The sequence below is a fragment of the Acinetobacter lwoffii genome, from assembly GCF_024129715.1.
GTDB lineage: Bacteria > Pseudomonadota > Gammaproteobacteria > Pseudomonadales > Moraxellaceae > Acinetobacter > Acinetobacter lwoffii_U.
Genome location: NZ_JAMXXM010000003.1, coordinates 41,050 through 65,154 on the forward strand (window position 1 = coordinate 41,050; position 24,105 = coordinate 65,154).

Below are 24,105 nucleotides of genomic sequence, written 5' to 3' on the forward strand. Positions count from 1 at the left end.
AAGTTAAAAATAATGTCGAGATAAAATCATGAATGCTTTTCTACATCCGAGCGAAAATCGTGGTCATGTAAAAATGGGCTGGCTGGAGTCTAAACACAGCTTCTCATTTGGTAACTGGTATAGCCCAAAGTATATGGGTGTCAGTGCTTTACGCGTTATTAATGATGATCTAATTGATGGACATCAGGGTTTTGGAACACATCCACATGACAATATGGAAATCCTGACCTGTGTGCTGAAAGGAACCATTACCCATCAGGATAGCATGGGCAATCATGGCGGAATCGCTGCGGGTGAATGGCAACTGATGAGTGCAGGAACCGGTGTGCGACACAGTGAAATGAACCAAGGCGACGAACAGGTCCATTTACTGCAAATCTGGATTATTCCAAATGAACGTGATGCCAAGCCGAACTATCAGCAAATCCGTCTGGATCCACATGAGCAACCGAACCAGTGGCATTTGATTTGTGGTCCGAATGACAATGCACCGATGCATATTCGTCAGAATGCCGAAGTCAAAACTGCGGTGATTCACCAAGGCCAAAGTCTGGAAGTGAAAGCGACCCAGCATATTAATTATGTACATGTTGTTTCTGGCACTGTCCAGATCGCTGAACATAGAGTTGAAGCTGGCGGCGCAATTGCTTTTCTAGATGATACAGAAATTAAAGCAAGCGAAGATGCGCAAGTGATCTGGTTTGATTTGCCGGAAGTACCCAACTAAGCTTTTAAAGCTCTCAGCTCTAATGGCTATTGATCCCAGTGATTAATAGCCATTTTTTATACGTATAATCATGAATAAAAAATAATAGTTCGCAAAATCATAATAAGGCTGCTTAACCAATAAAATTATGCCTACGACCTATACAAATCCAACCAATTCTCATCACATTTTTACCTAAGCAATGCATTATTTAGGTGAATATAAACTGATCCCTTTCCATGGAATCCACTGCTGTATAGCTTTGATCATTCACGACTGGTTTGATATTGTCTTTTGCAGGCATAAAGTGAATTAATCTTTTCATGTAGATTAAATAAATAGAAGAGCATATCCGTATGAACCAAATTTTAGAGATTCAAAGCAGCCCGCAGCAAGCTTTGCTTTATTTATTAGCCTTTTTAAAACAACAAGATTATCAGTTTACGACCATTACACCGCTTTCCCACCAGCGAATTCTGAATCGAAAAAAGAATGAAATTTATAAGCACAGAACCCTTCAGGATATCTTTGGCTGGAATCTAAACTTTAAAAAAACTGATCTTGATTCTGCCCTTTTTGCATTATTGCAAGAACATCAGCTTCTACAGGTTCAGGAAGATCAATACTTGAGTCAGGTTCGGGTTTCTTCACTCGATGGCGAACTCTTTATTCATTCAGCTTTTCCAACCACTCAGCAAGATGCGGTATTTTTTGGTCCCGATACGTATCGCTTTATCTATCATCTCAAGCAATATCTAGCTGCTCAGACTCACCCTTTCAAACGGGTCGTGGAAATGTGTTGTGGCACTTCAGCAGCCGCGATCAGCATTGCCAGACATTTTCCAGATGTGAATGAAATGATGGTTGCAGACCTGAATCCCAAAGCCTTGCTCTATAGCCAAATTAATATCAGTTTTGCCAGCTTAAACCATATTCATCCGGTTCAAAGTAATTTATTTTCCAATCTTGATGGAAAATTTGATCTGATTTTTGCCAATCCGCCGTATTTAATTGATCCGGAACAACGTCAATATCGTCATGGCGGTAATGCGCTGGATGGCTGTGATTTATCATTCAGGATTATAAAAGAAGGTCTACAGCGCCTGAATTCTGGCGGACATTTATTTCTATATACCGGTGTGACCGTGACTGAACATGGCAATCTGTTTTTGCAGCATCTTAAAGATTTGATGAAACAGCATCAAAATATAATCTGGTCCTATGAAGAAATTGACCCGGATATTTTTGGTGAAGAACTGGAACAACCGGCTTACCAACATGTGGAAAGAATTGCGTTGGCATTAATCAAAATTGAAGTAGGCAATTAAAGAATATTTATTAATTATGGAATTTTAAAATTTTGACTTTGTTCGCTATCAGCTTATTTTAAATCGTTTTATTAAAATCATAGAAATAAAAAAACCCCAATCTTTCGACTGGGGTTTTTAAAATTTGGCGGAAGCGGTGAGATTCGAACTCACGGAGGACTCACACCCTCGTCGGTTTTCAAGACCGGTGCATTAAACCGCTCTGCCACGCTTCCATGGGCGCAATAATACGGAGCTTTTGTCCGGCTGACAAGTGAAAATTACAGTGAATGCAATCAACTGCATATAGTTTCATCAAATCCTTACAGTTTTGCTGCTAATTCCGCTCCCTCACGAATGGCGCGCTTGGCATCGAGTTCAGCAGCCAGTTTTGCACCGCCAATAATATGATACTGCGCCAAGGTATTTTCTCCAGCACTCGGCATCAGGTCTTTTACCGATTCCTGACCTGCACATACCACAATGGTATCCACACGCAATAATTGAGCATGGCCATCTACCTCAATCCATAAGCCTTCATCCGTGACAGATTTATATTGCACACCGCGCAACATCCGTACTGCATGTTTTTTTAACTGGGCACGATGTACCCAGCCTGAAGTCTTGCCCAGTCCTGCACCAAGTGGTGTTTTTTTACGTTGTAATAAATAAATTTCCCGTACTGGAGGTTCTACTTTAGCACATCGTAAGCCGCCTTCAGTCACATAATCTGGTTGGGAATCAACACCCCATTCACGCTTCCACTCATCCACAGGTTGCGGCTGTATTTGATGCGGTGGCTTTAATAAAAACTCGGACACATCAAAACCGATCCCGCCTGCGCCAATGACCGCAACACGATCACCGACAGGTGCGCCACGTAGCACTTCTGCATAAGATAATACTTGTGGTGCCTGACTGCCTTCGATATTCAAGGCACGCGGCACAACCCCTGTAGCCACAATCACCTCATCAAAACCCTCACGCTCCAACTGCTCGCGGTTGACTCGGGTATTGAGACGCAGATCAACTCCAGTTTTTTCTAGCTGCACTTTAAAATAACGAATCGTTTCGTGAAATTCCTCTTTCCCCGGAATGACTTTAGCCAGGTTGAACTGTCCGCCTACTTCATGACTGGCCTCAAACAGCGTCACATCATGCCCGCGACTGGCTGCGACAGTAGCAGCCGACAAACCTGCGACACCCCCACCGATCACTGCAATACTTTTTGGTTTTTTGGTTTTGACATAGACCAGTTCGGTTTCATAAGCGGCACGCGGATTGACCAGACAGGTTGCGCGCTGGTTTTTAAAGGTATGATCCAGACAAGCCTGATTACAGGCAATACAGGTATTGATTTCATCAACACGATTGGTTGCAGTTTTATTGACCCAGAACGCATCTGCCAAAAGTGGACGTGCCATCTGCACCATATCTGCCTGACCAGAAGCCAGAATTGCTTCGGCAGTGTCTGGCATATTGATCCGGTTGGATGCAATCACCGGCACCGAAACATGTTTCTTAACTTCAGCCGTGTAATCGACAAAAGCAGCACGCGGTACAGAAGTCACAATGGTGGGAATACGTGCTTCATGCCAGCCAATCCCGGTATTGAGCAAAGTTATCCCGGCCTTTTCTAATGCTTTAGCAACGGTAATCACTTCTTGCATGGTATTGCCATCATGTACCAAATCGAGAAGCGACAAACGGAAACAGATAATAAATTTTTCGCCAATTTCCTCGCGAATGGCTTTGACAATTTCTACGGCAAAACGCATCCGGTTTTCGATCGGGCCACCCCAACGGTCGTTACGCTGATTGACATGACGGCTTAAAAACTGATTCAGTAAATAGCCTTCCGAACCCATAATTTCCACGCCATCATAGCCGGCTTTTTTGGCAATACTGGCAGTTTTCACATAATCCTGAATGGTATTCAGAATCTGTTTATCTGACATTTCACGCGGTTTAAAAGGAGAAATCGGTGATTTGATCGGGCTGGCCGAAACCACAAAAGGCTGATAGCCATAGCGTCCAGCATGCAGAATTTGTAAAAGAATTTTAGCACCATGCTTATGCACTGCATGTGTCACCAGACTATGCGGCGCAATATCCCCCAAGGTATTCATGGTACCGCCTGCCGGCAACAACCAGCCCTGACGGTTTGGCGATATTCCACCCGTAATCAGCAGACCTACGCCACCCTTTGCACGTTCACCAAAATACGCTGCCAGTTTAGGATAGTTATAGAAGCGGTCTTCCAGACCAGTATGCATCGACCCCATCACCACCCGGTTTTTAATAGTGGTAAAACCCAAATGCAGTGGCTTTAAAATGTTGGCATAGTGCGTCGTGGTCATAACAAATCCCTGATTATATTTGGCTGAGCAAGTCATGCCCTTACTTTAACTGATTTTCAGAGGCTTTTTATGACCCGGAGTTCAGCATTTTCAGGCACAAATATCAATCTTCAACATCAGCTGGCTACATACATGACAGATTAGTTCTGCCATTGTCGTGCGCTGGATTTCCATAATGCAATCGCACCCAATACTGTACCAATTGGAAAACTCAGCAACATTAGAATGGCCATTATTCTGGATAAAGTTCGTCCTAAACCATTGCCCTGCTTCACCTTGATACTGGCCTGTATATTAAAAAACATCAGTAAGCCTAAAAGCAGCAGCACCACACCTAAACTCAGCATGGAAATACTGGATTGCTGATATTCAAGATATAAAAACAGTACAGTACTAAAACCAATCAGGCCGGCATAAATCCCATGCAACAGTGCCAGCGTTTCATTCTTGGGTTTAGGATTTAAATTAGGTAAAGGTGGGATATGAGTCGCCATGCTTTTATTCCTGTTTTATCTGGTTTTTAACTTTATTCGGCTGAATATAACCAATTTTCTTTGTTTTCAGCAGGATTCTGGTGAAAATCGTGCGATTTATGATTATTTAAGCCTATTGAATAGAGATTTTAAAACGAGTTTTTCTTTTCTAAAGCAAACCTAAATAAATTAATGATACAATTGATGCAATATGTATTTTTTCAGGCCACCAATTCTGGCGTGCCTATTTCATATCATTAGGATGAACAATGTCTGATAATGCAACTATCTTGCAGAATGTCCCAGTAGGTAAAAAAGTTGGTATTGCCTTCTCTGGTGGTCTAGATACTTCTGCTGCTCTTTTGTGGATGAAACAAAAAGGCGCTGAACCTTATGCTTACACAGCAAACTTGGGTCAGCCAGACGAAGACGATTACGATGCGATTCCAAAAAAAGCTGAAGCTTATGGCGCAGTAAAAGCACGTTTAATCGACTGCCGTTTACAGCTTGCATTAGAAGGTATTGCTGCAATTCAATGTGGCGCTTTCCATATTTCTACAGGTGGTATGCCTTATTTCAACACGACACCATTGGGTCGTGCAGTAACAGGCACCATGCTTGTAACTGCCATGAAAGAAGATGACGTTAACATCTGGGGTGACGGTTCAACTTATAAAGGCAACGACATTGAGCGTTTCTACCGTTATGGCTTGTTGACCAATCCTGCGCTTAAAATCTACAAGCCTTGGTTAGACCAAACTTTCATTGACGAGCTGGGCGGCCGTGCAGAAATGTCACAGTTCCTGATCGACAATGGTTTTGACTATAAAATGTCAAAAGAAAAAGCCTATTCAACTGACTCAAACATGCTGGGTGCGACACACGAAGCTAAAGATCTTGAATACCTGAATGCAGGTATCAAAATCGTTGAGCCAATCATGGGCGTTGCGTTCTGGAAAGATGACGTAGAAGTAAAAGCTGAAGAAGTATCGATTACTTTTGAAGAAGGCTTCCCGGTTGCCATCAACGGTCAACGTATTGAAGATCCAGTTGAATTTATTCTTGAAGCGAACCGCATCGGTGGCCGTCATGGTCTAGGTATGTCGGATCAAATCGAAAACCGTATCATCGAAGCGAAATCTCGCGGTATCTATGAAGCTCCGGGTATGGCGTTGCTTCACATCGCTTATGAGCGTCTGGTAACAGGTATTCATAACGAAGACACGATTGAACAATACCGCATTAACGGTTTGCGTTTAGGTCGTCTGCTTTACCAAGGTCGCTGGTTCGACTCTCAAGCGCTAATGCTGCGTGAAACTGCACAGCGTTGGGTGGCTAAAGCGGTTAGCGGTACAGTAACGATCGAACTTCGTCGCGGTAATGACTACACTATCATGAACACTGAATCTCCGAACCTCACTTATGAAGCTGAGCGTTTGACTATGGAGAAAGGTGATTCTATGTTCTCTCCTATGGATCGTATCGGTCAGTTGACCATGCGTAACCTCGACATCACGGATACTCGTGCTAAACTGGGCATCTATACAGAGACTGGTTTACTCGCAGTTGGTTCAGCATCTGCAGTGCCACAACTGAAAGACAAAAACTAAGTTTTAGTCATTTAAGTTGCATAAAAAACCGCTCCTGATGAGCGGTTTTTTATTGATGATTGTTCTATTCATTTTAAAAATATCTAGCCATTTGCAATATCTGAATTCACTGAACGAATGGACTGATAATAAATCTGATTGCGTCCAAGCTGTTTGGCGCGGTATAGCGCCTGATCCGCGATTCCTAATAAGGCGTCTTTATCAATATCATCTTCACCACGATAGACGGTAATGCCTAAACTGATGGTGATATATTTCGCAACCGAGGATTTTTCATGTGGAATTTCCAGACGGTCAATCGCCTTAAAAATATTTGAAGCCACTGCATAAGCACCATGTGCATCCGTTTCTGGCAAGAGCACTACAAACTCCTCCCCACCATAACGTGCGACAAAGTCCATATGACGGATCGCATTTTTGATGGTTTTGGCAATAGTCGAAATGACGTCATCACCTTTCTGATGCCCATAAAAATCGTTGTAATTCTTAAAGAAATCCACATCGATAAACAGAATCGCTAATGCCGTTTCTTCACGGCGTGCACTTTCGAAATGCACTTGCAGCGTCTCATCAAAAGTCCGTCGATTGGAAATTTTGGTCAGTTCATCGTACTGACTCAAATGTAATAATTCGTTGGTATGAATACGCTGGATCTGCTCACTGATTCTGGCGCGAATGCTATAGAGAAAAATCACACGTTCACGGGCAAAAATCATATGGCTAATCACATAACCCAGCAAGCAACTTCCAATTAAAATCCGGCCAAAAACCATAGGATTAAATTCAACTGAAAGGCTAAACAATACAAGAATAGTAGTTGCCGCAGCGAGTAATCCGGTGACCAGCATCTGAATCGGTTTAATACCGGTCAGAATATAACCCAGGATATACACGATCGTGACTATGGCCATGGACTGATGCTGCAAGGCATCAGTTTTAATCGACATGGTAATGCATGAAATTGACACCTGTATCCAGAACACCAACAGCATCGAAGCCTGCGGAAAAAAGCGCTTGATCTTGGGTAAACAGGAGAACATATAAAAAATGATTAATGACACGCCGCCGTTGAGCAAACCCAACATACACAGGACAAAATCATGCACGAAATATTCTTTGCTGATGCTCCAGTAATCTGTAGGAATCATTACCACTAAAAAAAGGAAATAGGCCAATACCCCAGCCCACACATATTTTTCGACATGTTTGCGGGCGCGTTCCAGATTTTTGGTCCAGAATTTTTGTTCCAGATGTTGAGGGAAGACCGGGCCTACACGCTGACTTTGCCGTGTAATCAGTTGTTCTATGTCTTCTTTATCATCTTGCAATTTCACTAGATTGTACTTGTATTCCATTGCCAAGTATTTATGTAATTTTTTTATTAATTTTAAAATAACATACTTTTTAAAATTAATTTATACATATCCCTTATTTTGTAGCGCTTTCTCGTTACCATTTTTACTATAGATGGATTATCATTTGTTTTATTTGTTCGACTGAATTTGCCTTGAATACGATTACGATTCTCCAGCCAGATGATTGGCACGTTCACCTGCGTGATGGTTTAGCACTTCAACGTACCGTTCCAGATTTAGCCAAGCAGTTTTCTCGCGCCATTTGCATGCCGAATCTGGTGCCACCCGTTAAAACCGTCGAAGAGGCCAATGCCTACCGTGAACGCATCATGGCACATGTGCCTGAAGGGGTAAATTTCGACCCACGTATGGTACTGTATTTCACTGACAACACCCCGGCAAGTGAAGTTAAAAAGATCAAAGAATCTGCGCATGTCAATGCCATCAAGCTCTATCCTGCAGGTGCGACCACCAACTCCGACAGTGGCGTGAGCGACATGAGCAAGGTCTACGGCGTAATTGAACAGCTTGAAGAACATCAGGTGCCTTTATTGCTGCATGGTGAAGTGACGCATAATCACGTCGATATTTTTGACCGTGAAAAGCGTTTTCTGGATGAATTGCTGGCACCATTACTTAGACAATTTCCCAAGCTGAAACTGGTGCTCGAACACATCACTACCAGCGAAGCAGCAAACTTTGTACTTGAGCAAGACCGTAATGTGGCTGCAACCATTACACCACAACATTTATTGTTTAACCGCAATGACATGCTGGTCGGTGGAATCAAGCCGCATTTCTACTGCTTGCCGATTTTAAAACGTCAAACGCATCAGCAAACCTTGTTAGAAGTCGCAACCAGCGGTAATCCTAAATTCTTCTTGGGAACAGATAGCGCGCCGCATTCAAAAAATGCAAAAGAAAATGCGTGTGGCTGTGCAGGATGTTATAGTGCGCCGACTGCTATTGAGCTGTATGCTCAGGCATTTGATCAAGTTGGTAAAATTGAACGCCTGGAAGGTTTTGCCAGCCATTTTGGTGCAGACTTCTATGGCCTGCCACGTAATACCAGCACAATTACCCTGGTTAAAGAAGATCAAGTAATCCCTGAAAGTTTAGACTATCTGGATGGTGAACAGATTATTCCGTTATATGCGGGTAAAACCATTCAATGGAGAAAAGTGTGACAAATGAAACGCTCCCAATCATTGGTCAACGTTTTCGTGGATTCTTACCTGTAGTTGTCGATGTCGAGACTGCAGGTTTTAATGCACAGACTGATGCATTGCTGGAAATTGCGGCCATTCCGATTGTTTATAATGAAGATGGTCAATTTGTGCCAGGTCAAGCTTACCATGCACATATCAATCCTTTCGAGGGAGCCAACCTCGACCGTCGTTCGCTAGAGTTTATTGGGATCGATCCTTCTAATCCAATGCGAATCGCCATGGCTGAAGATGAGAAAACTGCGCTTAAGCGTATTTTTAAATCTGTGAATGAAGTGCGTCGCCAGCAAAACTGTACCCATGCGGTTTTAGTCGGACACAATGCACATTTCGATTTGGGTTTTCTTCAGGCCGCGATTGCGCGTACCGGAACCAAAAACCAGAACCCGTTTCATAGTTTTTCTGTCTTCGATACAGTGACTTTAAGCGCGGTGATGTTTGGTCAAACCGTACTGGCAAAATCCTGTATTCAGGCTGGGATTGAGTTTGATGGCAAAGAAGCCCATTCTGCATTATATGATACGCAGAAGACCGCTGAACTGTTTTGCTATATTTTAAACAAACTCGCACCTCACCTGCTTGACACTCTGGTGGCGGATCAATAAGATACCGCCATCTTCTAAACGTCCCTATCGTCTAGAGGCCTAGGACATCGCCCTTTCACGGCGGTAACCGGGGTTCGAATCCCCGTAGGGACGCCATCTATTTTTTCTCTTCTTTATATTTCTTTGATCAGCATCTTAAGCTGCTCAAGTCTTACGCTTTTACTAATTAATGAAAATAATTCTCATTACTATTGATTGCCTTCTTAAATTTAATGATAATCACTTCCATTATCTTTCGCATATTCAACCCTTCTCATGCGTTTTGCTTATTCCCCACTTTCTATTGCAGTTTTAACAGCTTTATCAACATCTAGTTTTGCAGAAGAATCAAATTATCAAGAGCCTGTCCTCAATGAAGCAACGGTTAAGTTCAACACGATTATTATCGAAGCTCAGCAAGCAAGTGAAGTTGGAAAAACAGTTTATTCAAAAGAAGATTTAGAAAGGATGCCAAATAGCTCAAAGAACATTACCGATTTTTTAAAATTAAATCCAAATGTTCAATTTAGTCAGTCACAACTTGCAGCAGGTTCTCAAGGTGAAATTAAACCTGCCGAAATCTCTATTAATGGCGCACAAACCTTCCAAAACAATTTTATTGTGAATGGTGTTTCCAACAACCTACTTATTAATCCAGCAAATTCAAACACAAATACATTTCAAGATATCGGAACTGGCGCACAAGCTATGGCAGTGAACACTAACCTACTTTGTGAGCTTGAAGTATTAGATAGCAACGTGTCTGCCGCTTATGGTCAATTCACAGGTGGTGTTGTAAATGCTAAAACATGTGCACCGCAAACAGAGATAGGGAAAATTCACGGTTCTATCAATTACGATTACACTGAAAGCGATTGGGCTCGCTACAACTCAATTTCACCTTTAGAAGAAAGTAAATTTGAAGAGCCCACAGATGAATACCAAAAGGAATATACCAAACAAGGTCTAAGCACCAATATTTATGGGAAGCTCTCGAATGATTGGGGCTTTAATGCTTATGCCTCTCAACGAGAGTCTATCATCCCAGTCAAAAGTGGCTTTGAAACACCTAAAACAATTGATCAAGAACGACATATCTCAAATCTTGGTGCAACATTATTTTATACACCAAACGCCTCAACCAAAGCGAAGTTTGGTTTCGATTATGGTTTGCTCGATAGCTTAAGTTGTGTGGACAGCAATCGTGATTCAGGTAGTACTACTGAGACAGAAACACTTACATTATTCTCTGAACTCGAACACCAATTCAATCTAGGTACTCTCGTACATAAACTTAATTTCCAAAACTCGGCGACACAACGCATTGCAGATAATAACTACAGTATGCATTGGTACTACGCCGAAGGAAGTAAAGATTGGAATAATACCGATGTTGTTCGAGAAGGCGCCATCATGGGAGAAATCAAACAACTCCAAGACGTTCTCTCTTACGACCTACAAGCCAATATAGACCCATTTAAAGTTGGTCAATCCCAACACAACATGACTCTAGGTGCGGGTTATAGCCATGCTCATGTTGAGTGGAAACGAGCCGAGGATGTTTTACTCGCGACAAAGATCAACTTAAAAGAACTTGGCAAAGATACTACCTGCCTTCAAAGTGACCCATATTGTGATGATAAACTAACGATAAATGGTTGGAATGGACAATATATCGCTGGTGGCACTCTGTACAAAGCTGGTGATATTCAAGCCCAGCAAGATCGCCTAAATATATTTATTTAAGACAATATTCAATGGAATGATCAAATTTCAACACGCCTTGGTGTTCGCGCTGATTATGACTCTTTAAGTAGTAATATCAATATTGCTCCTCGTAGCCATCTCTCTTACAAACCCTTTAGTAATGATCAATTGCATTTATCCGCTGGGTGGAATCGCTACTATGGTCAGCAAACGTTAGGTACAGAACTGGATGAAATTCAAAATGATTTGCTCTATAAACTGTCACGTGAAAACCCACATGCGCCTTGGGTAGAAACACAAACTGCACTATCCAGCGGTGCGCGTAGTTCAGCGCTCAATACGCCTTTCAGTGACGAGACTGTTTTAGGCCTGAATACACAAATCCAGAATTGGGATCTAGGGCTAAAATGGGTCAATCGTAAATATCAGGATGAAATATCAAAAACTAAAGTTACTCCTTTAGATGGATCAAAATTTTTCTACAAATATAACAATGATGGAAGTGGCAAAGCTGACATCTACACCTTAACACTTAGAAATCGTCAACCGATCGCTCTGGGGGATAGCCAACATTTATTTGCCTTGGGATTTGACTACAGTGAAGTCTTCCGCAGTTATGTAGATTACACGTCAGCCTATGATCAAGCCACTCAAGATGAATGGGTCTCTTATGATGGTCAAATTATTCGTTGGTCAGACCGCCCTGCCCCAAACTTTAACCAACCATGGACCGCACGAGTAAACTGGGATATTGCATTCGATACACTGCCTGTACGTATTTCAAACTTCTTTAGCTATAAAGACAGTTACGATGATATGGTTGCAGTCTCCGATAAAAATGACAAAGTCGAGTATGAAGGTGAACTGCTTGACACCTATTTAGCCTCTGAAATTAAACCAAAATTTACATGGGATATGCGCACCACCTATGATTGGGAAATTTCAAAAGATTTAAGGGCAATTTTTGGTTTAATCATTAACAACGTCACCAACCGCGTGAATACCTATACAACAGGCTCGACCTCAAATGATAGACCACGTGTAATGACTGAAATCGGCCGCCAATTTATTGCAGATGTTACTTTTAAATTCTAGAGCCTGAATAGGTACATGCTGCTGCTCTTTTAGATTTGCTTAGGCTATAATTAATGCGATTTCATATTTTGCCTTTGTATCATGTTAAAAAAGATCTTACTGGTTTTACTGATTTTAGCCCCATCCGCGCTATATCTCTATATCGTCAACCGTGATGATGACAACACTGCGGAGACTGAGACAGTATCAACCCCAGCTGAAAACTCTCAGCCTGAGCAATATCAAACTCCAGATCACTAAGTTTTAGTGATCTTTTCAAATATTTATTTTTTATAGTCCTGAAATCTGTTCAGAAAATAACATCTTAATAAAATAAAGTTTTTGTTTTGCCTAATGTTTAAACTGTTAAATGAATTTTAGCAAAAACCCTTTTGACAAACCCCGGCTTAATCCTTAATATACGCATCACCTCGCAACGTCCCTATCGTCTAGAGGCCTAGGACATCGCCCTTTCACGGCGGTAACCGGGGTTCGAATCCCCGTAGGGACGCCATCTATTGATCTCATACGATCAGACCTTATTCGAAATTACTATTATTCGATTGCAGATTTGTAGTTTTTCACTACAATAGCTCGCTTCATTCCTTTGAAGTATTTCTTATTTCCTATGCACTCATCTCCGAATGATGCTACGCATCAGGGCAATTCTGCGCCTTTAAAACGCGCTATGAGTACTCGACATCTGGTCATGATTTCGCTTGGTGGCGCAATCGGAACAGGCCTATTCTTAGGGTCGGGTGAAGTCATTGCACAAACGGGGCCTGTAGGTGCCATTCTCGCTTATCTCCTGGGCGGTATTATCGCGTACATGGTGATGCTATGTTTGGGCGAACTTGCCGTTCATATGCCAGAATCTGGTTCATTTGGTGCTTATGCCAAACGCTATATTGGGCCAGGCACAGGCTATACCATCACCTGGTTATACTGGCTGACGTGGTCGGTCACTCTCGGAACTGAATTTACTGCAGCGGCCTTGCTGATGCAGGAATGGTTCCCGGACATTTCTATGTGGTTATGGACCATTATCTTTGGTGTATTCGTATTTAGTCTAAATATGATTTCTACTCGCTGGTTTGCCGAATCCGAATTCTGGCTAGCACTGGTAAAAGTGGTCACGGTTGTTGCTTTTATTCTTTTAGGTCTATTGGCCATCTTTGGTGTTCTGGGCTATCAAGGCTATGAAGCTGCACCTTTATTTACCAATCTGACTGCACAAGGCTGGTTCCCTGAAGGTCTATTCCCGATTTTTGCTACGATGCTGATCGTGAACTTTGCCTTCTCTGGTACCGAGCTGATTGGTGTGGCTGCCGGTGAAACTGAAGATCCTGCGAAAAATGTCCCTAAAGCGATTAATACGGCAATTTTCCGCTTATTAATTTTCTTTGTAGGTACCATTATCGTGGTAACAGCCTTACTTCCGCATCAGGAAGCGGGCTTAGCCGCTGAAGGCGTGAGTAGCAGTCCGTTCGTAACCGTATTCCAGCACATTGGTATCCCATATGCTGAAGACATCATCCGCTTTGTAATTATCACTGCATTGTTATCTGCTGCCAACTCGGGCTTATTTGCTGCTTCACGTATGATGTGGTCATTGTCATACAGCAAACAGTTACCTGCAGTATTCTCAAGACTGAATGCTCGCGGTGTACCGTATATTGCAGTTATGGTAACTATGCTGGGTGCATTGCCAGGTTTATTGTCTGAACAGTTTGCGCCAGAAACGATCTTTACCAACTTGCTGGGCGTTGCGGCGTTTACCATGGTGGTGGTCTGGATGAGTATTTGCTTAAGCCAGTTCAACTTCCGTCGTCAGTGGTATAAACAGGGTCATACGGCCAAAGAACTGGGCTTTGCTGCACCATTGTTCCCGATTGTGCCAATCCTGGGCTTTGTGTTCTGTTTTATTACCTGTATCAGTATGGTCTTTGATCCATCAATGCGCATCAGCTTCGTAGGATGTCTGCTGTTTATTGCAGCGTGTTATGCAAGTTATTATGCCTTTTATCATAACAAGTCTTAATCATCAGTTTTAAAAGAGCGGCTTCGGCCGCTCTTTTTTTATCTATACTATGACCATAGTGGGCAGCCTTAAGGGTGCGTCGATGAAAATTGTGTTTATTCACGGCATGAACAAGCAACAGTATACGGCTACTTCATTACGTCAATATTGGCTGCATCTCCTCAAAACAGGCCTCCGGAAAAACCCACAACAGCAAGCCCGTTTTACTTATTTAAAGCGGCATATCCGTATCCCTTTTTATGGTGATTTACTTTCTCGGCATCATTTTTATAATGTCTTGAATGCCAGCACCCTGATGCCGCAACAGTGGCCGCATTTCCCTTTTTTACATCCCGCACAGCTACAACCGGCACCGCCACTAGACCAGTGCACCTATCAAATTTGTGACGTCCCGCAGTTAAATCTTGATGATGCCCTGAATTTCAATCAGAAACTGAAGTTCATCACAGCATTAAGCAAAGATATTGCCTTGCGGGATTTTGCGGTACTCATCAATTATTTTCCCAGCTTACATGCCAGCTTTTTGCATAAGTTTTGCTGGAAACTTATCTTTATTTGGCCAACCCGGATTTTATGCAGGAAGTTCACCGCCGCATTCATGATCAACTCTATAGCAGCAGGCCACAGATTCTGGTGGCACACTCACTCGGGAGCGTGATTGCCTATAATTATTTGATTCAGCATCCGGAGCTGAATATCAAGCGTTTTATTACTCTTGGATCACCGTTGGCATTTCGGGTCATCCAGGCTCATCTGCCGCAACCGATTGTACGACCTGCTGCAATTTCAGGCGATTGGATAAATTTCTATTGTAGCGATGACTTTCTGACTGCCTTTCCATTATCAGAACCACCCTTCCAGCTTCAGCCTGCGATTATTAATCAGGAGATTCATACCTCCATTTATCATCCGCATGATATTGATGGTTATATTCAGCATCCAGACGTCATTAAAGCGCTACTGGAATTGCTATAAGACTCACGTCAAACTCTAAATTCAACTTTTACAGCTCCATTCATATTCTTTTTCTATTCAATAAAATCTTTCATCCAGACCTACCAATTTACTGCTTTTTCTGCCTTTTTTATAAATATACAGATGTCTGTTAATGATTGTTTTATCAAAGATAATTTACACATTAACGCCACAAAAAGTGCAGCTTGGCTTGCCGCAATTTTCTCTATACTGTGAATATATAGATCGACCTCCGTGAGGTATCGATGAAAGTTATTTTTATTCATGGAATGAACCAGCAACATCATAGTGCTGCATCGATCCGCCAGCGCTGGCTGCATATACTTCAAAAAGGCATTCGCAAACACCGTCATGATGCCAGATTCAGTTATTTACGACGTCACATTCACATTCCATTTTATGGAGACTTGCTTTCACACTATAACGTTCGCAACATCCTGAATGCTGGAACCTTGATGCCCCAGCAATGGCCCAGCTTTCGTTTCCGTCAACCTGTCCATCCTCAGCTTCCTGCACCCGTTCCACGTCCTGGCTGGCGCAAGCCCGTGATTTCAGATCTTCCTCAGCTTCATCTGAATGACCCGATGGATTTCAAACAGAAATTCAAATTTATTACCACGCTGAGCAAAAATGTTGCACTACGAGACTTTGTATTATTGCTTAATTATTTTCCCAGCCTGCATCGTAGCCTGCTTCAGAAATTTCTGATTGAAACCTATCTGTATCTCGACAATCCTGGTTTCATGAAGGAAGTTCATGAACGGATTGCCCGGCAATTGAATGGTCGCAAACCTTGCATTGTGATTGCTCATTCTCTGGGCAGTGTGATTGCCTATAACTATCTCATCCAGCATTCTGAACTGAATGTACAGCGTTTTATTACTTTAGGATCGCCACTAGCCTTCCAGGTGATCCAGTCACATTTACCGCAACCCATTGTACGACCTACTGCAATTACAGGCGACTGGATAAATTTCTATTCAACTGATGATTTTCTTACCGCCTTTCCTCTTACACAACCGCCATTTCAGTTTCAACCCGCAATTATTAACCACGGCATTCGTACCCATATTCACCGCCCGCATGATATTACCGGCTATTTACTCCATCCGCAGGTGGTAGAAGCAATTCTGGAATTGCTTAAAAATCCAGCTTAAACCATGTAATTTTCCAGTATTTTCTCTAGATTGTTTTAAATTTATGCACTCAACCCAGAAAATCATTTTTTTTATGGAAATGCGTTTGACACCCCCCTGGTTTCACCCTATTATACGCCCACCTCTGAAACGTCCCTATCGTCTAGAGGCCTAGGACATCGCCCTTTCACGGCGGTAACCGGGGTTCGAATCCCCGTAGGGACGCCAATTTTCAGAAGTATATTTTATTAAGTCCCTATCGTCTAGAGGCCTAGGACATCGCCCTTTCACGGCGGTAACCGGGGTTCGAATCCCCGTAGGGACGCCATTACTTCAAGCTAAAGTAGCGGTTTTAAAATTTATCTTCTGTACTGTCCCTATCGTCTAGAGGCCTAGGACATCGCCCTTTCACGGCGGTAACCGGGGTTCGAATCCCCGTAGGGACGCCATATTCGAGATGGCAACATCTCAACAAAAAGCCCGAGCATTGCGACTCGGGCTTTTTTTGTCTTGCAAATTTTATTTCTGAAAACTTTAAACCTTGTTTTTATCATTCGTTCAAATCTAGCTCTCTTTCTGGGGGCTGCCATCCCATTCTTAATTTTACAATTTGTATTGTTTTAACATTTCTATTCATAGAAATATCCGTTCATTTTCATTTAAATCAATACACTAATAAATTAGAACAAAAATTCAACACCCTGCTTTTAGAGGGCACGTTAAGGTAAATCAAGAGAAATCTGCAAGGATCAGATTATGTTCGTCAGCACAGAGCTAAGTTTACCTTTATCGCCAAATAAAAATCATAATTATCAAATTAAAAGCTTTAAGGATTGGGTCGACTTTTTTCAAGATACTGAAATTTCGACATATACCAAAACCGAAAAAGCCGAATCTTATTTGAGCGATCTGATTAAAAATTTAAATATTGATACTCTCGGATGGTTGGATCAGCCTGTACAGGTTGAACAGCATCTTTTAGAACAACATCATCAGGTTTGTGCGACTTTCCAGACCTATGTCAATCGCCGGAAACAGCAGCAGCCCCGGGAATATTTTCCGACGGTTTCTCAGGCTTTCGAATTCCTGGCGAAAGTTGCACCGGTTAAACTGGTCGATGGTGCTTGGTTGTATTCAACCGTGCCAAACTGTAATCAGCCCGAGTTGAAAGATTTGATTTACATCTATCTCGAAGAGCTTGGTTTAGGGCATCCGCGTGCCAACCATGTCACCATGTATCAGGACCTGTTGAGTCATTATGAGCTGAACAGTTATGCCGAGCATTTAGATGATAGTTACTACGAACAGGCTGCCGTACAGTTGGCACTGGCTTATGCCCCGGCCAAGTATCTACCTTTGGTCATTGGCTTTAATCTCGGTTATGAACAGTTACCACTGCATTTGTTAATCACCAATTATGAACTGGCTGAACTGGGTATCGATCCGCATTATTTTAATGTGCACATTACTATTGATAATGCTCACAATGGTCATGCGCAGAAATCCCTGCAAGCATTTATCCAGCATTTTAATCATGCAGAAAACCCAGAAACTTATCTGGAACTGATTAAAAAAGGCTATGTCCTGAATGACCTTGGTAGAAGTTCTTCCCAAATCATCAAGGAACTGGATATTGGGCAGATGGCTTTAAAAGTTTTCCAGAATAAAGCGCTGATTGGTCAATATATTCATAATCAGAAATGTCAGTTTAGTGGCAAGACCATCAATGATTGGTTATCCGATCCTGCCCAGATTAGCGAATTTTTGCAGGTGATGATTGAAAAAGGCTGGATCGTGAAAGATGCGCCAGTAGAACAAAGTCGCTTCTGGAAAATGATCGATCATCCGGAAGGTAAAATGTTTGGGGTCTTTAATGCGACCGAAAAACAGATTATTAAAGACTGGATTCAGGGTGCAGGCTTGGCAACTCGCCTGTCCTCACGTAGTGCAGCCCCATCACAAGCAAAAATTGAACCTGCAATGAGCCGTATGGACCAGCAGCGCTTAAATCAGTTAAAAAGCCGCTTCATGCGCTGTGAGGGTGCTGAACAGAAAATTGATTTACTGATTCCTTATACTACACCGCATATGCATCATACCGAAATAGGCTTATGGGCGACTCGTCAGTTAAGTCAGTTATTATTTCCTTTTCAGACCCAAGCGATGCATTATTCCTAAAGCACTCCTAAATGCCAGAAATTAAAAAACCGGACATTTGCAGTGTCCGGTTTTTTTTAATATAAATTAAGCCGATTTTCGCGAGTTTAATTGTCCCTTGATCACCGCTTTGACATTGCCTTTCAGATACTGCAAAAAGACTTTTAGTGGTGACAGTTTCGGATTAGGCTGCTTGCCTTTGGCAATTTCCTTAAACTGCGCGGCATACCAGATGATTTCCATAATCGCCATTTTGTCGACCATTGGAATACCGGTTTTAATTTTCTCAACCGCATAACGTACATCATGCCCTGCAACCAGACGATTGCCCAAGTCAGGTTCTACCGCAAAGGGACGTGCAATCCCGACAAAATCACAAGCACCACTGTCAAGCGCGGCATTCATGCCTTCAACAGTTCGGAATCCACCAGTGACCATGATATGGCACTTCACTTCCTGACGGATTTTTTCGGCAAAATCGAGGAAATAGGCTTCACGAGCAATGGTCGAGGCCTTGCGCTTGTCTGCTTTCACGCCGGCCATCGCAGGTGCTTCATAGCTACCACCTGACACTTCAATGATATCAATGCCTGCAGCGTCCATCGCCTTAAAGACATAAATGACATCTTCTTCGCTAATACCGCCACGCTGGAAATCAGCTGAATTCAGCTTGACTGAAATAATAAAATTTTCCGAAGTCGCAGCACGAACAGCCTGATAGGTTTGCAGCAAGAAACGGGTACGATTCTCAATACTACCACCCCATTGATCCTGACGCTTATTGGTCAGCGGTGACAGAAACTGGCTAATCAGATAACCATGTGCCCCATGCAACTGCACCCCCTCAAATCCTGCTTGTTCACAAATGGCAGCCGAAGTGGCAAAGCGCTGGATAATATCCAGGATTTCATCTTCACGCAGTTCCCGTGGGGTACCAAAGCTAACAGCCAGTGCCGGACTAAATGGCACTGCCGATGGTGCTACAGTTTCCCGATTCAAACCTTTCGGACATTGACGCCCCGGATGTGATAACTGGACCAGTTGTACCATGCCATGTTGTTTGCCTACGTCGGCCCAGACTTTAAGCTGTGCCAGATCGCGTTCTGTTTCTACCACTACGACGCCCGGTTCATTCTTGGCACGATAATCCACCATGATATTACCCGTTATAGCACAACCCAAGCCACCTTCGGCCCATGCTTCATACAACTTGAAATGCGCCTGATTGGGCTGACCGGCATCATTGGCCAGTGCTTCACTCATGGCACCTTTAATGATGCGGTTTTTAAAAGTGGTATTGCGAATTTGAATGGAATCGGCCAATTGAGTCATGATCTGTCCTGATACGTTACTTTTATTTTGTACTCGTTTATAACGTAAGCCAGAACAATTGACAATCAGTCTTGTCAAATTTACACAATTTTATCTGCTTATTTTTTCATGGTTAAAGATTTTTGTGATTTAGTTTCTTGGATCAAAAGCATCCCGTACTGCTTCTCCCATATAGATCAGCAAACTCAGTACAATGGCCAAACTAAAGAATCCCGACAATGCTAGCCACGGCGCATTTAAGTTGTTTTTGGCCTGAAGCAAGAGTTCCCCGAGGGATGCTGAATCGGGTGGCAAACCATATCCTAAAAAATCCAGCGCTGTCAGTGCAGTAATATTGGCGGTTAGTATAAAAGGTAACTGTGACAGGCTAGAACCTATCACATTGGGAAGAATATGTTTGAACATGATCCGTCCATCCCCGGCCCCGATACTTCTTGCTGCCCAGACATATTCCAGATTTCTGGCGCGCAAGAACTCAGCGCGCACCATACTCACCAGTGTGGTCCAGCCAAATAACAGCATGATCAGAAATAGCCAGTAAATACTCGGAGTAAACAGACTGACCAGTACCATCACCATAAACAGCATCGGTAAACCGCTCCAGACTTCGAGTATGCGTTGCCCGATCAGGTCAATCCATCCACCATAATAACCCTGAATTGCCCCTGCTAAAATTCCCAGCGCCGCAGACAATAAAGTCAGTGCAAAACCAAACAGTAATGAAATCCTTAAGCCATATAGAATCCGTGCCAGAACGTCACGGCCTTGATCATCTGTTCCCAGCCAGTTTTGCGCACTCGGGGGCGAAGGCACCGGTTCAGCCAGTTCAAAATTTGGCGTTTGATAAGAAAATGGAATGATGGGCCAGATCGCCCAGCCTTTTTCTGCAATCAGTTGCTGTACAACGGGATCTTTATATTCTGCTTCTGTCTCAAATACTCCACCAAACGTGGTTTCCGGATAGGATTTCAGGATGGGCAGATAAAAAGCATGATCATATTTCACCAGCAAGGGCTTATCGTTAGCAATTAGTTCTGCACCCAAGGAAATGATGAAAATAGCACTGAAAATAATGAAGCAGCTAAAGCCTAGCTTATGCTGCTTAAAACGTTGCCAGCGTGCTTGCATCAAGGAAGACATTATTGTGATCCTCGACGTGAACTGAAATGAATCCTTGGATCAATCAGTTGATAGAGCAAATCGCTGAGTAAACGCAGTATCAGACCGAGCAAGGTAAAGATAAACAAAGTACCAAAAATCACCGGATAGTCACGCTGGATAATCGCCTCAAAACCTAAGACGCCTAACCCATCCAGATTAAAGATAATCTCGATGAACAGGTTGCCCACGAAAAACACCCCGATCAGAACTTCGGGCAAACCTGCGATAAGCACTAAAATGGCATTCCGGAATACATGCCGATACAGCACTGCATGTTCAGTTAAACCTTTGGCCCGCGCAGCCAGGACATATTGTTTGCTCAGCTCTTCCATAAAAGAAAATTTGACCAGATAGGTCAAACTGGCAAATCCGCCGAGCACCATGGCCAACAGCGGCAAGGCCATATGCCAGAAATAATCATGAATTTTCGCAAAGAATGAGAGTTCAGCAAAATTTTCAGAGCGAATGCCCTGCAAGGGAAACCAGTGCAGATAAGACCCGCCAGCAAAAAAAACGATAAGTAAAATGGCAAAAATAAAGGCTGGAATGGCATAGCCCACGGCCAACATTAGAGAGGTGGTCTGATCAAACAGACTGCCATGTTTGCGGGCTTTCCTGATCCCTAAAGGAATGGAGACCAGATAAATCAACAAGGTACTCCACAAGCCTAAAGAAAGCGATACTGGCAATTTTTCCCAGATGAGTTCAGTCACAGGCTTGTCTTTGAAAAAACTCTGCCCCAGATCAAACTGCGCATAACGCGTTACCATTTCCCAAAATCGAATATGCAGCGGCTGGTCAAAGCCGTACTGGATATTAATCTGCTCAAGCATCTCCGGTGTGAGGCCTTGCTTTCCCTGATACTGCAATCCGGTATGCGCCAAACCATTGACCTGTTGCGCCTGATAAATCGCCTGCTCCACCGGACCACCGGGTGCCAGCTGGATCACCATGAAATTGATCAGCAAAATGATCAGCAAGGTTGGAATCATCAGCAACAGACGTTTGAGAATATAAGTGCTCATGGCACTCCCTGATAGGCTTGGAGCTTAATGCTGTTTGAAATAATCAGCCACATGTCTGGCCTTTTCTGCATCGACCCACCAGTAATCAATCCCGGCGGAGAGTTTAGGTTTTCGTTGCGGCTGCTGATACATATTCCAGTAAGCATACCAGTATTCACCCGTACCATAAGTCAGAATATGATAATAGCCTGCACGCAGTAAACGGTCCAATGCTCGGGTACTATTCACCAGCTGTTCACGGTTTTGAGCCTGAGTCACCTGCTGAATGACTCCATCAATGGCCGGATTTCGAATGCCGGCATAATTATAATTACCTGACTGCGCTGCGGCCTGACTGCCCCAGAACTGTTTCTGCTCCTGCCCCGGTGTCAGGGATTGCGGCATGGTATCAACAATCATATCAAACTGATAATTCCGCAGCCGTTCATAATATTGCGCGGTTTCTACCATACGAATGCTGGCCTGAATGCCCAAGCGTTTTAAATGACGTAGATATGGCATCAGATCACGCTGTTGCTCCGCCTGATGCAACAGGAACTCAATCTGTACCGGTTGACCGGCAGCATTGACCAACTTCCCCTGTTGATAACGATAGCCTGCCTTTAATAGCAATTGACGGGCTTTTAACAGATTGTTCCGGTTAAAACCGGAGGCATCTGACTGAGGATATTTCCAGTCCTCAAGTACCGCCTGACGTTGAACCGGATCAAGCTGCTTTAAATGGGGTTTCAAAATGTGCAGTTCTTGAACACTTGGCCGTCCATGAGATGCCAGCTCGCTATTGGAAAAAAAGCTGTTCAGACGCTGATATTCACCATAGAACATGGCTTTATTCAGCCATTCAAAGTCATAGGCAAAACTCAAGGCTTGGCGGAAACGGATATCGGCAAAAGGCTGACGGCGGGTATTGAATATCAGACTCTGGGTCGGAATCGAGTTGTGATGCTGAAAGCGGTAACGCTGCACCTGTCCTTGCCGAACGGCGGGAAACTGGTAGTCTTTCACCCAGCGGTTGACCTGTTTTTCCTCATGCAAGGTAAATTGGCCCGACTTGAAAGCTTCAAACTTGATTTCAGGACTACGATAATAACGATACTTGATCCGGTCAAAATTATAACGCCCGCGGTTGACCATCAAGTCTTTTCCCCAGTATCCGGGATTACGTTTGTAGCTAATACTACGTCCAGCATCTATGTGTTCAATGACATAAGGCCCTGAACCCAGCATCGGTTTCAGCGTCAATTCTTTAAAATTACGCTTTTGCCATTCCTGTTTAGAATAAATGGGCATCTGCGCGACAATCATCGCCATTTCCGGATTATGTCCGGATTTAAAATGCATTTTGACCTGTAAAGGTGACAGGACTTCCAGCCGGTTTAAATCAGCCAAATACATCTGCAGGCCAAAATTGGACTGGGTCTGAAACAGTTCAAAACTGTATTTGACATCTTGTGCAGTTACCGGCTGGCCATTACTAAACCGTGCTTTCGGATTTAAATGAAAAATAATAAAGGCGGTTTTCTTGGGGTCAAAACTGACTTTTTCCGCCAGCAAGGGATAGTACACACCGGGCTCATCCAGTGACTTGGACAGCAAACTGTCAAAAATATAGTTGCCCCCTTCAGTGACATTGCCCTTGCCATTCATGCTGTTTAAATTATCGAAACTGCCATCAGCTGCTAGAATCAGCGTACCGCCTTTCGTTGCTTGCGGATTGGCATAAGGCAGGGATTTGGCCTGGGCATATTTCGGCTGGTTATATAGCGCGATATATGGGGTGGTGATCAGGGCTGCCCAACTGCTACTCACGAGCAGCGGGGCTAGCCAGATAAACCTGAAAGTTTTAAATAAATGAGCGAATCTCATGATCCATTCA

18 protein-coding genes, 6 tRNA genes and 1 pseudogene are annotated in these 24,105 nt (G+C 43.2%); 17 read left to right on the forward strand and 8 right to left on the reverse strand.

Annotation, left to right across the window (positions count from 1 at the left end):
• Positions 1-28 precede the first annotated feature (28 nt).
• The gene (locus NI462_RS03435) at positions 29-727 is read left to right on the forward strand and encodes a pirin family protein (protein WP_253159111.1); all 699 of its coding nucleotides are present in this window, start codon (positions 29-31) and stop codon (positions 725-727) included.
• A gap of 335 nt (positions 728-1,062) precedes the next feature.
• Positions 1,063-2,034, forward strand: a complete 972-nt coding sequence (locus NI462_RS03440) for a methyltransferase (RefSeq protein ID WP_253159113.1) — start codon at positions 1,063-1,065, stop codon at positions 2,032-2,034.
• 125 nt (positions 2,035-2,159) lie between these two features.
• On the opposite strand, the gene NI462_RS03445 is transcribed toward NI462_RS03440, so the two are convergent.
• The 3 genes from NI462_RS03445 to NI462_RS03455 all read right to left on the reverse strand — a co-directional run bounded on the left by NI462_RS03445 (position 2,160) and on the right by NI462_RS03455 (position 4,867).
• Positions 2,160-2,249, reverse strand: a tRNA-Ser gene (locus tag NI462_RS03445).
• Positions 2,250-2,336: 87 nt separating this feature from the next.
• A complete protein-coding gene (locus tag NI462_RS03450) occupies positions 2,337-4,373 on the reverse strand; it encodes an NADPH-dependent 2,4-dienoyl-CoA reductase (RefSeq protein ID WP_253159115.1) in 2,037 nt (678 codons plus the stop codon).
• Between the two features lie 140 nt (positions 4,374-4,513).
• Positions 4,514-4,867: a hypothetical protein gene (locus tag NI462_RS03455; RefSeq protein ID WP_071851845.1), complete on the reverse strand. Its 354-nt coding sequence runs from the start codon at positions 4,865-4,867 to the stop codon at positions 4,514-4,516.
• Between the two features lie 248 nt (positions 4,868-5,115).
• On the opposite strand from NI462_RS03455, the gene argG reads away from it, so the two are divergent.
• Positions 5,116-6,456 carry an argininosuccinate synthase gene (argG, locus tag NI462_RS03460; RefSeq protein ID WP_253159117.1) on the forward strand — a complete coding sequence of 447 codons (1,341 nt, stop codon included), beginning with the start codon at positions 5,116-5,118 and terminating at the stop codon, positions 6,454-6,456.
• Positions 6,457-6,539: 83 nt separating this feature from the next.
• On the opposite strand, the gene NI462_RS03465 is transcribed toward argG, so the two are convergent.
• Positions 6,540-7,811, reverse strand: a complete 1,272-nt coding sequence (locus tag NI462_RS03465; RefSeq protein WP_253159119.1) for a GGDEF domain-containing protein — start codon at positions 7,809-7,811, stop codon at positions 6,540-6,542.
• Between the two features lie 152 nt (positions 7,812-7,963).
• Between NI462_RS03465 and pyrC the strand changes: the two genes are divergently transcribed.
• From pyrC to NI462_RS03535, 14 genes and pseudogenes are all read left to right on the forward strand, one after another.
• Positions 7,964-8,998 carry a dihydroorotase gene (pyrC, locus tag NI462_RS03470; RefSeq protein ID WP_253159121.1) on the forward strand — a complete coding sequence of 345 codons (1,035 nt, stop codon included), beginning with the start codon at positions 7,964-7,966 and terminating at the stop codon, positions 8,996-8,998.
• Positions 8,983-9,642 carry a ribonuclease T gene (gene rnt, locus NI462_RS03475; RefSeq protein WP_034438210.1) on the forward strand — a complete coding sequence of 220 codons (660 nt, stop codon included), beginning with the start codon at positions 8,983-8,985 and terminating at the stop codon, positions 9,640-9,642. The genes pyrC and rnt overlap by 16 nt, the downstream gene beginning before the upstream one ends.
• Positions 9,643-9,662: 20 nt before the next feature.
• Positions 9,663-9,738 (forward strand) — tRNA-Glu (locus NI462_RS03480).
• A 159-nt stretch (positions 9,739-9,897) separates the two neighbouring features.
• On the forward strand, positions 9,898-11,367 hold the full coding sequence (locus tag NI462_RS03485) for a TonB-dependent receptor plug domain-containing protein (protein ID WP_253159123.1): 1,470 nt from the start codon (positions 9,898-9,900) through the stop codon (positions 11,365-11,367).
• Between the two features lie 129 nt (positions 11,368-11,496).
• On the forward strand, positions 11,497-12,423 hold the full coding sequence (locus tag NI462_RS03490) for a hypothetical protein (RefSeq protein WP_253159125.1): 927 nt from the start codon (positions 11,497-11,499) through the stop codon (positions 12,421-12,423).
• Between the two features lie 81 nt (positions 12,424-12,504).
• Positions 12,505-12,663 carry a hypothetical protein gene (locus NI462_RS03495; protein ID WP_004646377.1) on the forward strand — a complete coding sequence of 53 codons (159 nt, stop codon included), beginning with the start codon at positions 12,505-12,507 and terminating at the stop codon, positions 12,661-12,663.
• 177 nt (positions 12,664-12,840) lie between these two features.
• Positions 12,841-12,916 (forward strand) — tRNA-Glu (locus NI462_RS03500).
• 114 nt (positions 12,917-13,030) lie between these two features.
• Positions 13,031-14,443: an amino acid permease gene (locus tag NI462_RS03505; RefSeq protein WP_005107442.1), complete on the forward strand. Its 1,413-nt coding sequence runs from the start codon at positions 13,031-13,033 to the stop codon at positions 14,441-14,443.
• An 82-nt stretch (positions 14,444-14,525) separates the two neighbouring features.
• A pseudogene (locus NI462_RS03510) lies at positions 14,526-15,418 on the forward strand (alpha/beta fold hydrolase).
• Positions 15,419-15,663: 245 nt separating this feature from the next.
• Complete coding sequence (locus NI462_RS03515; protein WP_253159127.1) at positions 15,664-16,575, forward strand: lysophospholipase; 912 nt, start codon at positions 15,664-15,666, stop codon at positions 16,573-16,575.
• Positions 16,576-16,706: 131 nt separating this feature from the next.
• Positions 16,707-16,782 (forward strand) — tRNA-Glu (locus NI462_RS03520).
• A 24-nt stretch (positions 16,783-16,806) separates the two neighbouring features.
• Positions 16,807-16,882: transfer RNA gene (locus NI462_RS03525), tRNA-Glu, on the forward strand.
• A gap of 45 nt (positions 16,883-16,927) precedes the next feature.
• Positions 16,928-17,003, forward strand: a tRNA-Glu gene (locus NI462_RS03530).
• A gap of 307 nt (positions 17,004-17,310) precedes the next feature.
• Positions 17,311-18,732, forward strand: a complete 1,422-nt coding sequence (locus tag NI462_RS03535; RefSeq protein WP_253159129.1) for an iron-containing redox enzyme family protein — start codon at positions 17,311-17,313, stop codon at positions 18,730-18,732.
• Positions 18,733-18,798: 66 nt separating this feature from the next.
• Here NI462_RS03535 and NI462_RS03540 read toward each other — a convergent pair whose 3' ends face one another.
• The 4 genes from NI462_RS03540 to NI462_RS03555 all read right to left on the reverse strand — a co-directional run bounded on the left by NI462_RS03540 (position 18,799) and on the right by NI462_RS03555 (position 24,095).
• A complete protein-coding gene (locus NI462_RS03540; protein ID WP_253159131.1) occupies positions 18,799-20,043 on the reverse strand; it encodes an NADH:flavin oxidoreductase/NADH oxidase family protein in 1,245 nt (414 codons plus the stop codon).
• A gap of 129 nt (positions 20,044-20,172) precedes the next feature.
• Positions 20,173-21,183, reverse strand: coding sequence for an ABC transporter permease (locus tag NI462_RS03545; RefSeq protein WP_253159133.1), 1,011 nt, complete (start codon positions 21,181-21,183; stop codon positions 20,173-20,175).
• Entirely contained in the window at positions 21,183-22,229 is a 1,047-nt protein-coding gene (gene yejB / locus NI462_RS03550; protein WP_253159135.1) for a microcin C ABC transporter permease YejB, read from the reverse strand. The genes NI462_RS03545 and yejB overlap by 1 nt, the downstream gene beginning before the upstream one ends.
• 24 nt (positions 22,230-22,253) lie before the next feature.
• Positions 22,254-24,095 (reverse strand): extracellular solute-binding protein, encoded by a 1,842-nt coding sequence (locus NI462_RS03555; protein ID WP_253159137.1) that lies wholly within the window; start codon positions 24,093-24,095, stop codon positions 22,254-22,256.
• Positions 24,096-24,105: the final 10 nt, after the last annotated feature.